Raw genomic sequence first — 14,040 nt, 5'->3', positions numbered from 1 at the left:
AGTCAACGATTTACCCGTGCTTTTCTAAAGACTAAACTTTTATCAAACTCACGTTGTGTAATAAGTTTTGATAAATTTCCTGTCCACAATCAAACGTTGAAACACGATTCCCGCGAGTTCATGGACGTGCTCCAACCCTCTGTCAACAAGTCGCTGTGCTGTATTTCGTAAGAGCCACAGGACTCTTCCTACCAGTCTATCATCAGTTGCCAACGCAAGGATGAGTTGATAGGCAACGTCGAAGATAGGGCGATAATTGACCTGTTGAATTCTGTCCCAAGCTTCTAAAACGTTGTCAACATTCAATCGTTCTTCCATGCCTCGGAGTTGCCTGAGTGAGAGCACACCTTCCATATCGTCTGTCCCTGCAAGCGAACTTTGAAAGACGAAAGCGTTTGTAATAATTAACATCGCCATCCGTGAGGTTTGCTCACACGCTTCTTGGTGAAGAATTTCTTCAAGCTGCCGCCCAATTCCTGGACGTTCATGTATCGCAGCTTCTAACAGGATCGCAGTCTCATTCACACCATATTCTAAATCATAAGCTGCTCTGGCAACCTTGGAAATTGGAATAGCACCGATACGAATAGCAGTCGCGATGTCTATGAGATTTCCTCTAATCCAACCTTTATTTGGAAAGCGATGGATATCCCCAAGAGTATCACCACTAAGTAGAACATAATGAAGATCGTTGGCATCGCGGAGAGCATCCTCTAAGTCGCGATGTGATATACACCGAAACCAATATGGCAATCGCAGAGCCATTACAGTAGTCACGCGTTCGTATGATATGAGTTGTCTGCCCAAGTGTTCTCGTGCTTGTGCTTCTCCACTAAGGTTTGGAGCATTGGGCTCGTCTACTTTCACTTCTATGACGACAGAGTCACGACCCGATTCTGTAACTGTCAGGTCAGGTCGCTGGTTCTCACGGAGGAACGTCTGTGTATTCTGTGATTCTATGTTCCACGTGCTCCGCATCGCCTCGAGTATATCTACAATTTTGGCTGTAATAATGTCTTCGTGCAGCATGTTATACTTATGAAATCCTGTTTAAATCAAATCGGAATCATGCTCCAGATTGTTGACTCACCAGAGAGTATATTTATCCAATTATATACCCATTAACACAATCTGTCAAATCCCAATTGGAATATGTTACACTAATTCACAGTCTCAATAGCCAGGGTAGCAGCAACAGAGCGTCTTCCAATACACCTTTACAATAAGGTTATTTAGGCAATTTGTTACTCTCCTTACACATCATCCCTATTTTAGATTTAAGGTTATAGCCAGTGAATGACCTGCAAATTAAACTAATTATCAAATCTTCCGCTACAAAACCCAATCCTTTAGGTTTGGGATGTAGTAGCGGCGAATCATTTGACATATCTAAAAACTAATATTTTTTACAAATTGACTTGATAATACCTATTCTTTATGCTATAATAAATAGTATGAATATTGCTAACACTGACCACAAATACATTTCAACAGAAACAACGACATATGCTTGTGAATACCATATTATTTGGTGTACGAAATATCGTCGTTCTGTTCTGTCTCCCGAAATCCAAGAGCGGTTAAAAGTATTGATTTTTGAACAACAAGAGGCATATCAGTATGTTGTAAGAGAAGTTGACAGTATGCCCGATCATATACATTTACTTGTGAGTATCCCACCTAATATTTCGGTTACAAGTGTAATCGGTAAAATCAAAGGGTATACAGCCAAAGTGCTACGCAATGAGTTTCCTACACTCACACGAAGATTACCCTGTCTATGGACGCGTTCAAAGTTCGTTGGAAGTGTTGGCAGCGTGACACTTGAAGCTCTAAAGCAATATATTGAGAATCAAAAAGGTGTGTAATGAAATCCGTTAGAACACAACGTCTCAAAATAGAATCGCAATCCATATTCTCTGAAATCAATACAGCATCTGCCGCTGTTTGGAATCAGTGTTGTGATCTCATGACAATGTATCAATGGCACAGAGGTTACCTACATGCACACCATGACTTCTACATCGGTAAGGATTGCGAAGGGTGGATAGACAAAAAACTTTCAAAATCACACCCATTGCATTCTCAAAGCAGACAAGCCGTCCGCGAATCCTATTTCAAGTCTTGGAAGTCCTATGCTGTTCTCAAAAAGACCGGTGGTATTCAAAAGCCGAAACCTCCAAATAAACGAAAAACCTATCGGACAACCCGCTGGAAGACATCTGCTATCACGTTTGTAGAAGGCAGCCTGTTTGGAAAACGGCTACACCTCTCTATGGGCAAAGATAGACCTGTATTAGATATTCCGCTCCCGAGTTCTTTTAATCTGTCAAATTCTCACCACATTGCTACGATTGATCTCGTCTATCACCATGGACACTGGGAGCTTCATTTCACCTACAATCAATCTATAGAACCTCCCGAAAGGAATAGCGGTGTCGTTGGTGTTGATATTGGCGAAATACACCCGATTGTGAGTCACGACGGACAGCACACCGAAATCTATAATGGACGGTATATCCGCTCGCTATACCGACACAGAAACAAAGTGCTTGCTGAGTTCAATCAGGCTATCAGTCGCTGTAAACGCCACTCTAAACGCTGGTGGAAACTCATACGCCGCAAGTGGAAACGTATCCGAAAGATTGACGCTCAAATCAAGGACGCTCTCCACAAACATACCACAAAGTTTATTTCTCTCTGCCAAGAAAGGGGTATCGGCACGATTGTCCTTGGAGACCTCACCGGTATCCGAAAAAACATTGACTATGGCAAACGTGCTAACCAGAAACTTCACCAGTGGGCTTTTGGTAAAGTGACAGAGTTGATTACCTACAAAGCAAAATGTGTGGGTATCACTGTCAAACAAATAGACGAGGCATATACCTCCCAAACTTGCCCGCAATGTGGCAACCGAAAGAAACCTACAAACCGAAACTACACTTGTCCCTGTGGATTCAAATATCACCGAGATGGTGTAGGAGCAATCAACATTCGTCAAAAGTATCTCGGACACTTCGGTGTCCCCGTAGTGGCGGAAATGGGTGTTACCCGGATGACACCGCCCTTGGGCTTTCGACTGAAAGTCCCTGTTGCCTCGTCTTAAACACGAGGAATGTTTCTACAAGGAACAAAAGAACCCCAACGCCTTAGGCTTCGGAGTCTGTCAGTGCACAAGTGCCTGTTGTGCTACGGCGCGTCCGCGTTCCGTCAGCGTTAACTGCGTTTCTTCTTGAGAGACGCACTGGTTATTCAAGGCATATTTTACGACTTGGCTTGCGAAAGAAGGATCCCAACGGAGATGCTCGTGGAGGTGTGCTACCTCTGACTCAGCTTCAGCCTCCGGGAGTCCCTCGTGATTAAAGAGATGAATGACTAACATCGTTTGGGCAAACTCCCATTTTTGGCGTGTCCGCCTCCGCGCGATGGCAATAAGTCCACGGTTCGGAACCGCTAAAAAAATTAGTCCGAACACGACGAGCGTCATTGTCGCAATCGCCCCCGCAATAGAAACATCAAAGAGATACGCGAGCCAATAGCCACTTACAGCGTTCACACTCCCAATAACCGCACTCAGGATGAGCATCAACGAAAGCCTGTTTGTGATGAGATACGCCGTAGCAGGCGGTCCAGCGATGAGCGCAACAACCAATATCGAACCAACCGCATCAAACGCTCCCACGGTTGTAACGGATACCAATGTCATCAGTCCATAGTGAATCAAGGTAGGTGCGAACCCCAACGTAGCGGCTAAACTTGCGTCAAAGGTCGCTAACTTCAATTCTTTGTAAAATAGCAGAATAAAGGTAAGGTTCAGCAGCAGGATCGTGCCCATTACATATACAGATACGGGACCCACATCGTATCCGAAAATATCTAATCGGTTAAGCGGGGCATAAGCGAGTTCACCCAGGAGGACGGCATCCATATCCAAGTGAACATTGCCCGCAAATCGAGAAATCAGGATCACCCCGATGCTGAAAAGGGCGGGGAAGGTCAATCCAATAGCGGCATCCTCTTTCACGAGTTTCGTCCGTTGCAGCAATTCAACGAAAACAACGGTGAGCACCCCTGTTCCCGCAGCGGCGAGAATCAGGAGCGGCGAGGACAAACTTTCTGTGAGAAAAAAGGCGAGGACGATGCCGGGGAGAATTGCGTGGCTAATGGCATCGCTCATCAAAGTCATCCGCCTCAGTACTAAGAACACACCCGGCAAGGCACATGCCACTGCTGTGACAATCGCAATGAATTGGATATCAAGATGCTCTTGTATCATTCTTCTAATGTTCCTTGCGGTGCGGGTGCCTTCTACTGCTCCTCGCTCTGGAAAAGTTGCCTCCCAAGCATCTTGAGGTTACGTTTGTTTCGTTGATACCGAAGCGAGTTCCATAACAGTCCACGATTCGGAGCAAGAACGATCGAGAATCCCACCACAACCGTTGCACACAACACAATCGTTGGACCGGTCGGGATGCGTGAAGCACTACTACTGATAATCGTCCCACTCACACCGGCGAGTGCCCCAAAGCATGCTGCGAGCAACATCATCACACTCAGTTTATCCGTCCACTGCCGAGCGGCGACTGCTGGCGCGACCAACATCGCACTCATCAGGACAGCACCGACGGCTTGCAAACCGAGCACGATTGCTATAACGAGAAGACTCGTCAACAGAATGTCAAGTGCACGAATCGGAAACCCAAGCGATGCAGCGAAACCTTCATCGAAAATCAGCAACTTCAACTCTTTCCAAAAGACAAGCATGATGACGATTGCAATGCCTCCGAGTATCCCTATTGTTAAAACATCGCTCTCCAGAATTGTAGCGGCTTGTCCGAAAAGAAACGTATCTAACCCTGCTTGATTCGCATTACCGGTCCGCTGAATGAGTGTATGTAGCACTAAACCGAACCCGAAAAAAGTGGAGAGTATGATCCCAAGCGCGCTATCGTATTTAATACGCGTCAACCTCACGATACTCAAAATGAAGAGCGTGCCGAGCCACCCGGCAACTGCTGCACCGAGAACCAAAATCAGAGGCGTTTTGCTTCCCGTCAGCAGAAATGCGATTGCAATACCCGGCAACGCGGCATGCGAGATCGCATCGCCGAGGAGGCTCTGCCGGCGCAAAACAGCATAAGTGCCAAGTGTCCCGCTCACAGCGCCAAGTAAGGCAGCACCGATAGCGACAATCATGAGTGTATAATCAAAATGGATTAGAATACTCAAATTTTTAATTTTACCTTGCGATTCGGTCGCATACATTACGTGCGACACGCTTTGGCTTTTTTGATCCTCTATTTTGTTATAAAAGCGACGCGACCGCCATAAGTTGTCCGCAAATTTTCAGATGTGAACGTTTCCGCAACCGGACCACTCGCGATCCGGCGAATGTTCAAGAGCATTACCCAATCGAAATAGTCGGTTACCGTCTGTAAATCGTGATGCACTACGACGACCGTTTTCCCCTTTTCTCGGAGTTCCTGAAGTAGGGTTACAATTGCGCGTTCTGTGGTAGCATCAACGCCTTGAAAAGGCTCATCCATCAAGTATACCGTAGCGTCTTGAACGAGGGCACGTGCCAGGAAAACACGCTGTTGTTGCCCGCCGGAGAGTTGACTGATTTGCCGAGTGGTATACGCCTCCATGCCTACCTTCTCCAATGCCTGCATGGCGAGTTCCCGCTCCTGCTTCCCGGGTCTTCGCATCCATCCGAGCGCGCCGTAACGCCCCATCATGACGACATCCAGCACATTTGTTGGGAAATCCCAGTCAACCGTTCCCCGTTGAGGGACATACCCAACAATCCGGCGTTGTGCTTCATAAGGTTTGTCGTAAATCAAGACGTTGCCTGCAGCGGGACGTACTAACCCCAAAATAGCCTTGATCAACGTCGTTTTGCCTGCTCCGTTCGGACCGACGATCGACAGCAGTACCCCAGGCGGCACATCAAGGTCAACATCCCACAAGACGGGTTGTTCTTGATAGGCAACGGTTAGATCTGTTACTTCAATGGCTTTCGCTTCGGATGCTTGCATGCTTTTAATTTTACCTTGCGGTTCAATACGTTAGGTTTGGATATTGAAGTGCCTTTCCGTATATCCGCCCGCCTATCGCAGGTCCCCTATAAAGGAGACAGGCGGGCCAATATTACGGGCTACGGATCTTGTTCTACCTACTTTTCTACCTACTTAATGTCCCACCATCGAATCGGTGGATGTCTCTCCAATGAGGGCAGTCACAATCGTATCAATGTTATGCCGGACCATCCCTATATAGGTACCTTCAGGCGTTCCGTCGTCGCCCATAGCATCCGAGAAAAGCTCCCCCCCAATTTTCACATCAAATCCTTTTGAGCTCACAGCCGCTCGGACAGCCTCAAGACTCCTCGAGGAAACAGACGATTCCACAAAAATTGCAGGAATGCGCCGCTCCGCGATAAAGGTCGCCAATTCTTGAACATCAGCGATACCTGCTTCTGTTGCAGTGCTAATGCCTTGTAGTCCGCGCACCTCAAATCCATAAGCCTTCCCGAAGTAGTTAAAGGCGTCGTGCGCTGTTACGAGCACCCGTTGTTCAGATGGCACGCGTTCCGACTGTGCCTTCACATATTCATGCAGTTCCACGAGTTTCGCGAGGTAGCGTTCGGCATTGCTCCAATACATGAGTGTATTGTCCGAATCGAACTCACTGAGCGTATCGCGAATTTTCCCCACCGCCTTTATCCAAAGTGTCACATCAAACCATAAGTGCGGATCGTATTGCCCTTCAAATTCCGGGGGTGTCAGCAGCAGGCTCCGGTCAACGGCATCTGTTACAGCAACAGTTTTCGTATTTCCTGACATTTTAGCAAGAATATCACCCATTTTCGATTCAAGGTGCAGTCCGTTATAGAAAATGAGTTGTGCCGAAGTTAACCGCTGCACATCCCCGGCACTCGCTTTATAGAGGTGTGGATCGACCCCGGGTCCCATTAATCCTGTGACCGCAACGCGTTCACCCCCAACATTTTTCACAACATCGGTAATCATGCCGATCGTCGTGACGACCCGAAGCTTATCTCCAGCAGCAGCATCAGGCTGCTGTTTTGGATCGCATCCGGTGTACACAAATATGCCTATTAGAAAGAGTGATATGTATAGTCTGTGCATGATTTTAATTCCCAAAAAAGAAGTGTTCTAAGAGTTCACCAACGAGGTAACCAACACCTGCGACCCCAAGCCCTACAATGAACATGTCAATCCCACTGCGAAACAAACCGCGTCCAGTGAAAAGACTCCGGGCAGCCCCGACAGCAAAGTGGGAGCACATCGCAAGTGTAAACGATATCCAGATGGCAAGCATGCCCTCTGTAAACAGGAAGGGTGCGACAGGAATGAAAGCACCAATAGCAGTTGCGAGTCCTGTAATCCAACCTTCTTTAATCGGGGTTGCATAGACTTCCCCGATTTTAAGTTCGGTTTGAATTTTCTCTTCGAGTGCTCTTTCCGGGTCGCTCATCACTTCTTTGGCAAGCGCGCGCGCCTGTTCTTCGGGGATACCTCGTGCTGCATAAATAAGGGCGAGTTCCTCCTCTTCAAGATCAGGCATGAGGCGAATTTCCTCTCTTTCGACCTCGATTTCGTGTTCATACACCTCTTGCTCACTTTTCGCGGCAAGATACCCCGAAGCCCCCATAGAAAGCGCATCCGCGACCGTCCCAACGATACCCGTCACAAGAATCGTGGAGATATCTGATGTCGCAGCGATGACTCCCGCAACTAAACCGAAGTTTGCCGTTAAGCCGTCGTTAAATCCATAAACAATGTTGCCGACCATCCCTCCAGATTCAGTTTTATGCCACGGTTCCTCAGTCGTTCCAGTGAGTTCCTGCAAACTTTCTGTATGCATCGCAGATTCCCTGGCTAAAATGAGTGCTGTTTCCTTTGCGTCCGCCAAAGTGCTGTTCCTGTGAAGTGTTAGATAGTCCTTAACCTCACCCGCCTCTTCACCGAGCATCTGCGAGAGTGGAAACGCACTACCAAACCGTCGAGCATACCACGCCATCAACCTTGCTTTCAATGTTGGACGGTACTTTTTTACCTTTATATCGTAATTCGTCAGCATTTCCCGCCAACGTATGACATGTCGATTTTCTACGCCGGCGAGTCCACTTAATATGTCCTTCCGCTTCGGATCGGATTCAAGACGGGCGAAAACACTATAAAGGAAACCGGCGTCAATTTCATCTTGTAAATGGCCTTTCCATATCTTGATTGTTTTACCATCGGGTCGATCTTGTTTTTGTTGTTCCATTTTTTTATGGTTATCAGTCGTCAGTCGTCAGTTGTCGGTTAAGAGGTTTCCTGTAACAATTCACCACTTCCCAGCATATTCCAAGTTGGGGAAGATTATTATCAATAACTCTTAACCGATCACCGACAGCCGATCGCCGATAACTACTCCTTTACATCATCTACAAAAATATGTTTCGCGACCTCACGCCCAATAACCACCTGCTGTCCCGCAATGTCGATAGTAAAGGGACCTTCAAAGGGAGCGACCTCAATGACTCGGAATGCTGTGTCTGGGTAGAGATTGAAACTTCCTAAATGCCGGAGCAACGCCGAATCGGTATCACTCACCTCAGCAACAACACAGGATTGCCCACTACACAAATCTGTCATTGGAATGGATGTCCTTTTTATGACAACGCCGTTTTTATCAGGTATGGGTGCGCCGTGTGGATCGGCAGTTGGGTAACCGAGAAACTCGTCCATTCGCGCCTCCACGTCTTCCGAAATAACATGCTCCAATTTCTCGGCTTCCTCGTGAACACCGTCCCACGGAACACCGAGTGCTTTGAATAGGTAAAGCTCCAACAAGCGATGGTGCCGGATAATTTCAAGTGCAATTGCTTTCCCAGCATCCGTCAGCGTGACACCTTGATAACGCTCGTGTTTCACCAGTTTCATCGTCTTTAGTTTTTTAATCATCCCAGTGGCAGACGCAGGCTTTACATTGAGGTATTCCGCCAAAATGCCAGTCGAAACCTTACCGACTTTCTCTTGCAATTTATAGATTGACTTGAGGTAATCCTCAGCTGCATGTGTAAGCATTGTTCTTTCCCCAAAAATAGGTTTAGGCACCATGTGCCAAAATTGTTAGAAATGTTGAGAAATTAATTTAGGCATACCTAAATTATATATTATACAAAACAAAATGTCAAATTTTAATTATTCCTTTTTAATTATTCCTTGCGGTTCGATAAGGGGGGTTTAGATATTGACGTGCCTCTCCGTATAGCCGCACTCCATTTCATTACGTGCTACGGTCTGGTGCATCAGAAAGGAAAACAGAAGAGAATCTGCACAAGTGCGTTAGGTTTAATATTCACCATCGCGGAACGAAGTAGAGCGATGTACAGGCGGCCATAGTTTAAAAGTCGTTGAATACTTTCACGGGTTGCCCCGTCTCAATAGACTCCCAGGCGGCTACACCGACAGCAATAGACTTTGCACCGTCAATCACATTCGGCGAGGGTTCTACATCTTCTTCAAGACACTGCTGAAAATGGCGCATATATCGGATAACCGTTTGCCCATGTCCATAAACACTCGTATCTATTTCAGGCGGACAGGTCACTTCAAAGGGTTCTCTGGTGGCCATTTTATCAAGCATCAACTTGACGTGTCCCTCTTTATTGTCCGTAAAGTCCCCAATGACCGTCCCTTTACTTCCAAAAATAGAGATAGACTGCATCGGCATCGGGGGATGGACGACGTCGTAAAGCCCCATCGCTCTCGCAATCTGTCCGCTCTTAAACTTCAGGTTAAGAAAGAAATTGTTCTTTATAGGGTATTCGGGTGTGAGCAAGCCTTTCGTTCCGTAGGCGTGCACTTCATCTACATCACCGAGGAGACAACGCAATAGGTCAACAGGATGCACAATACCGCCGAACATCAAATCTTGCGGTTCATGGAGTCGCCACGGCGTGAAGTCGTAGACCTCGCGCATGTCGTGGACATAATAGGCATCCGCCAGCATAATGTCGCCTAAATCACCGTCGTCGAGAAACCCTTTCATTGTCAAAAATTGGAGGTCAAACCGCATCGACTGCCCCACAAGGAATTTGACCTTGTGCTCGCGCACCAGATCCACTAATTGTTGTGCATCATCTAACTTGGTCACCATCGGCTTTGTGCAAATAACGTGCTTACCCGCTTCTATCGCCGCGACGCAATGTTCAGCGTGCAAGTGGTCGGGGGAATAGATAGCGATGACAGAAATATCTTCGCGCTGCACTAATTCTCGATAATCTGTCGTCCAAAAATCCACACCAATTTGGTTGGCATAGTTCTCAAGTACATCTGCCCGTTTCGCGCAGATACCGCGAAGTTCATATTTCAGGTCCGGTACATCCTTTAACAGTGTCGCAGTTGATCCCATATTCGTGGGGTTCATCCCAATAACGCCCAATCCTATTGCCATTTCGTATCTCCTTCCTGAGTAGGGGCGAGGTATTCTCGCCCGAGACGTATCGCTATTCTATCACAACCGTCTTTTTTTCGCAAGTGCGCGACTTATTGTGTCACATCCAAATCGAGTTTTTTGGCTTTTTCAAAATCCGCCTTCGCTTCCCTCTTTTGCCAAACAACACCTTCACGAATGCCCAATCGTAGTAATACCAACTCTAAAAAATAACTCCGCATTTCAGAGATTTTGAAACATATAACGGGCGAGGGGACCTCGCCCCTACGCGTAGGTTGCGTTAATGAGGAGTAGTCATTCAGAAATGGTATAAGTTCTGTCAAAATCGGTCTTGAAAACTGTTTGCCTTCTGTGTCAATTTGATGTAGAATTATTAAATGGATTACCCACAGCGGAGGAAAAATGACACAAACTGATACTAAAGAGATCTCTGGTCTTGACACCCAACGCATCGAGCTACAAAAAATATACAAATGGATTTTTGAACTCGGTGCGGTTGCCCTCGTCCTCTTTTATATCTACAGCGCAGGGTTCGGGAGTGCTAACGAGCAATTCCATCTCGGTTTCTATATGCTACTGACCTTCGCATTGATCGGTATCTTTTACCGATGTCGGAAGAACTCCCCAGTATCCCGTCCCTCCGTCATAGACCTCGGTATGATTGCCCTCAGCATCTTCACGATCGGCTATTGGATTGTGGAGTATCCGAACCTCGTCAACCGAGCAGGCAATTACAATCAACTGGATATTTTCGTCGGCGGGGTCGCGATTCTGATTAGTTTTGAAGTGAGTCGTCGGACGGTCGGTTGGGCACTGCCTATCATCGCTGTGATCGGTATCCTCTATGCCCTTTTTGGTCGCTCTTTGCCAGATATTATCGCCCACAGAGGTCTTCCTTTACGACGGATTATCGAATACTGCTTTTTCAGTCAAGCGGGTGTCTTCGGTATCATGGCAAACGTGATGGCGACGTATGTGATTCTGTTTATCTTTTTTGGGGCGTTTCTGGAAAAATCGGGGGTCGGGCAATTCTTTATTAACCTACCGATGTCGATAGCAGGACGTTCAATAGGCGGCGCGGCGAAAGTCTCGGTCATGACTTCAGGTTTTTTTGGGTCCGTCGCGGGAAGTGCAATTGCGAATACAGTCGCGACTGGAACATTCACGATCCCCTTGATGAAACGGACGGGTTTTCGTCCGCATGTCGCTGGTGCAGTCGAGGCTTCCGCCTCTGTAGGCGGGCAATTTCTACCCCCCGTGATGGGGGCAGGCGCGTTCCTCATGGCAGAACGCACAGGACTTCCTTATAGTAAGATTGCCCTCCTCTCCATTATGCCAGCGATTCTCTACTTCCTCTCTGTCTGGGTAATGGTGCATTTTGAAGCAAAAAAGCACGGCATAGAACGGATACCAGACGCAGAGATCCCGAAACTTTTGACCCTCCTTAAAAGCGGCTGGTATTATCTACTGCCATTGCTGACACTTGTCGGGATCCTAATCGCTGGTTATACGGCTTACAAAGCGGCGTTCTTCGCAATTCTCGCCACAATTGCGGTGAGTTATTTCCGACCGGAGACACGACTCACACCGAAACGTATCTGGGAAGCGATGGTGACAGGGGCGAAGAATTCGCTCGCTATTGGCGGTGCGGTTGGGACTATCGGTATCATCGTTGCTGTCATAGATTTGACGGGTTTAGGACGGATATTCCCGGATTTAGTGTTGTCGGTTGCCGGAACCAACAAAGCCATCGCAATTCTGTTTCTCGCGGCGGCATCTCTAGTACTGGGGATGGGTATTCCCGTAACCGCCGCCTATCTGATTACCTCTGAACTCGCTGTGCCGATCCTGACAACCCCGGAAATGGGCATACCGATTATTGCTGCACATCTGATTATCTTCTGGCTGAGTCAAGACTCCAACATCACACCCCCGGTCGCCTTGGGTGCTTATGCGGGTGCCGCTATTGCCCGTGCTGATCCATGGAAAACCGGATGGGCATGCTTCAAGTTTTCTAAACTTCTCTATATTATGCCGCTGCTGTTTGCGTATACGCACATCCTGTTCACGGGAGGCACTGCGATTGAATACGCACTCTCTGTGGTATCCGCTGTCGTCGGCACAGTTATCTTCTCTATCGTTACGATGGGTTTTTTCATTCGTAAGACGCATTGGTATGAATGGGTATTGCTTGCGCTTGCGGCGTTTCTCGCTTATATCTATAATATCTGGACGTTCGTCCTCGCGATCGTGCTCGTTGGGATCGTATACATCCTTCAAAAACGTATTTCTAACTTTCCTGGCGGTTCGGTCAAGTAGTTTGGGGATTTGAAGTTAATCCCCGTAGAACCGCCCTCCGCTACGCTTACGGGCTACACATCCTCAAATAACTTTTAATATCCCAACGCACTTCTAACTTTCCTGGCGGTTCGGTCAGGTAGGTTGGGAATTTGAAGTCAAGGGGTGCCGACAATTTCTTGGAGTCGCTGCAAGATTGCCTCGGCGGCTTTTCGAGATTCCTGCTGGTTGAACTGCTCAGCGGCTTGTCCCGCGCGAAAGGTGTTACCCCGGTAGTAACGCCAGAAGATGAATACTCCCCACAACCCCGCGTCTACGTAATATCCATCTAATACTGCATCAACACCAAGAAAACCGATCGCACCGTTCAACAGCAGTGCATTTAGCCCACCTCTCCAATCGCCTGCATACGTTTGCCCTGCCCCTGGGAAAATTGTGGACAACACCCTCGCGAGTCCGGCAGATTTCAGCGGCATATCGGTCGCTGCATCAAGGAGCATATCCAGTTTTTCATCGGTCGTATAGTTGCGTAGTGATTCGCGGGCATCCTCCCATCGAAACTGATAGATGGACGCAACGGCTTGCAAGAAAAGCGCGCGTCGATACAGCTGCGCGGAAGGGGTTCGCATCGTCACCTTAATCAATTCCAACCGAGCGAGATCGTAGTCCTGTGCCGCAATCAGCGTCACGGCAAGTTCCAGCTGGTATTCCGATTTCGCTGCGTCATCCATAGTGAGATGTGTAGCTGCCCGCAAGGCAGTGACTGCCTCTGTCCACAGTCCTTGGGACCTATAGGCGACTCCGATATTGTAATACACCTCACCCACACCGGGATCATCTGGATGAAAAAAGAGATAGCGTTTATATTCGGTGATGGCGGCATCGTAGTTGCCTTGCGCGAAAAGATATCCGCCGAGGGATAAGGGGGGAGGTTCCTCTGCAATTGCCGTGAAACCGTTGAAAAGTAAAGAGGCACTCATTAAGAAAAGAGATATAGATTTGTTTAAAATTTTGGACACTTGGAACGGAACTCCATAAAAGTGCGGTTAGACACCTTATTCGCAGAAACAGTTAAAATCTCGTCAATAGACACCTAACTGGGCTTCAGACGTAAACATCATCAGGTATCATAACGTTCACTTTGTTGAGATGTAGTTTTGCCCATAGTATATGAGATTACAATTGGTTTGTCAAATGTATATTCACGAACTTTTTTTTCGCCTTATGTGTCTAAAAAATTGAACAGCAACCCCAAACATCGCATGTTACGTT

12 protein-coding genes are annotated in these 14,040 nt (G+C 47.4%); 3 read left to right on the top strand and 9 right to left on the bottom strand.

Going from position 1 to position 14,040, the window contains the following annotated elements:
* Positions 1-48: 48 nt before the first annotated feature.
* On the bottom strand, positions 49-1,029 hold the full coding sequence (locus tag F4X88_01230; protein ID MYA54893.1) for a hypothetical protein: 981 nt from the start codon (positions 1,027-1,029) through the stop codon (positions 49-51).
* A 425-nt stretch (positions 1,030-1,454) separates the two neighbouring features.
* Between F4X88_01230 and tnpA the strand changes: the two genes are divergently transcribed.
* Together tnpA and F4X88_01220 are read left to right on the top strand one after the other, a co-directional pair.
* The gene (tnpA, locus tag F4X88_01225; GenBank protein ID MYA54892.1) at positions 1,455-1,868 is read left to right on the top strand and encodes an IS200/IS605 family transposase; all 414 of its coding nucleotides are present in this window, start codon (positions 1,455-1,457) and stop codon (positions 1,866-1,868) included.
* Complete coding sequence (locus tag F4X88_01220) at positions 1,868-3,106, top strand: IS200/IS605 family element transposase accessory protein TnpB (protein MYA54891.1); 1,239 nt, start codon at positions 1,868-1,870, stop codon at positions 3,104-3,106. Before tnpA ends, F4X88_01220 begins: the two co-directional genes overlap by 1 nt.
* A 60-nt stretch (positions 3,107-3,166) precedes the next feature.
* Here the strand turns inward: F4X88_01220 and F4X88_01215 are convergent, their stop codons facing one another.
* The 7 genes from F4X88_01215 to F4X88_01185 all read right to left on the bottom strand — a co-directional run bounded on the left by F4X88_01215 (position 3,167) and on the right by F4X88_01185 (position 10,470).
* The gene (locus tag F4X88_01215; GenBank protein ID MYA54890.1) at positions 3,167-4,276 is read right to left on the bottom strand and encodes a metal ABC transporter permease; all 1,110 of its coding nucleotides are present in this window, start codon (positions 4,274-4,276) and stop codon (positions 3,167-3,169) included.
* A gap of 32 nt (positions 4,277-4,308) precedes the next feature.
* Positions 4,309-5,265: a metal ABC transporter permease gene (locus F4X88_01210; GenBank protein ID MYA54889.1), complete on the bottom strand. Its 957-nt coding sequence runs from the start codon at positions 5,263-5,265 to the stop codon at positions 4,309-4,311.
* Positions 5,266-5,297: 32 nt separating this feature from the next.
* Positions 5,298-6,038: a metal ABC transporter ATP-binding protein gene (locus F4X88_01205; protein MYA54888.1), complete on the bottom strand. Its 741-nt coding sequence runs from the start codon at positions 6,036-6,038 to the stop codon at positions 5,298-5,300.
* 153 nt (positions 6,039-6,191) lie between these two features.
* A complete protein-coding gene (locus F4X88_01200) occupies positions 6,192-7,151 on the bottom strand; it encodes a manganese transporter (protein MYA54887.1) in 960 nt (319 codons plus the stop codon).
* A 4-nt stretch (positions 7,152-7,155) separates the two neighbouring features.
* Entirely contained in the window at positions 7,156-8,295 is a 1,140-nt protein-coding gene (locus F4X88_01195; protein ID MYA54886.1) for a hypothetical protein, read from the bottom strand.
* A gap of 143 nt (positions 8,296-8,438) precedes the next feature.
* Entirely contained in the window at positions 8,439-9,098 is a 660-nt protein-coding gene (locus F4X88_01190; GenBank protein ID MYA54885.1) for a metal-dependent transcriptional regulator, read from the bottom strand.
* Between the two features lie 319 nt (positions 9,099-9,417).
* Positions 9,418-10,470, bottom strand: a complete 1,053-nt coding sequence (locus F4X88_01185; protein ID MYA54884.1) for a Gfo/Idh/MocA family oxidoreductase — start codon at positions 10,468-10,470, stop codon at positions 9,418-9,420.
* 402 nt (positions 10,471-10,872) lie between these two features.
* Here F4X88_01185 and F4X88_01180 point away from each other — a divergent pair, with 402 nt between their 5' ends.
* Positions 10,873-12,789: a TRAP transporter fused permease subunit gene (locus F4X88_01180; protein MYA54883.1), complete on the top strand. Its 1,917-nt coding sequence runs from the start codon at positions 10,873-10,875 to the stop codon at positions 12,787-12,789.
* A gap of 137 nt (positions 12,790-12,926) precedes the next feature.
* On the opposite strand, the gene F4X88_01175 is transcribed toward F4X88_01180, so the two are convergent.
* On the bottom strand, positions 12,927-13,787 hold the full coding sequence (locus F4X88_01175) for a tetratricopeptide repeat protein (protein MYA54882.1): 861 nt from the start codon (positions 13,785-13,787) through the stop codon (positions 12,927-12,929).
* Between the last annotated feature and the right edge of the window lie 253 nt (positions 13,788-14,040).

The organism is Candidatus Poribacteria bacterium, from assembly GCA_009839745.1.
In the GTDB taxonomy this organism is placed as follows: Bacteria; Poribacteria; WGA-4E; order WGA-4E; family WGA-3G; genus WGA-3G.
Note: the sequence above shows the minus strand (reverse complement) of the source record. Positions and strands in the feature narration are given on the sequence as shown.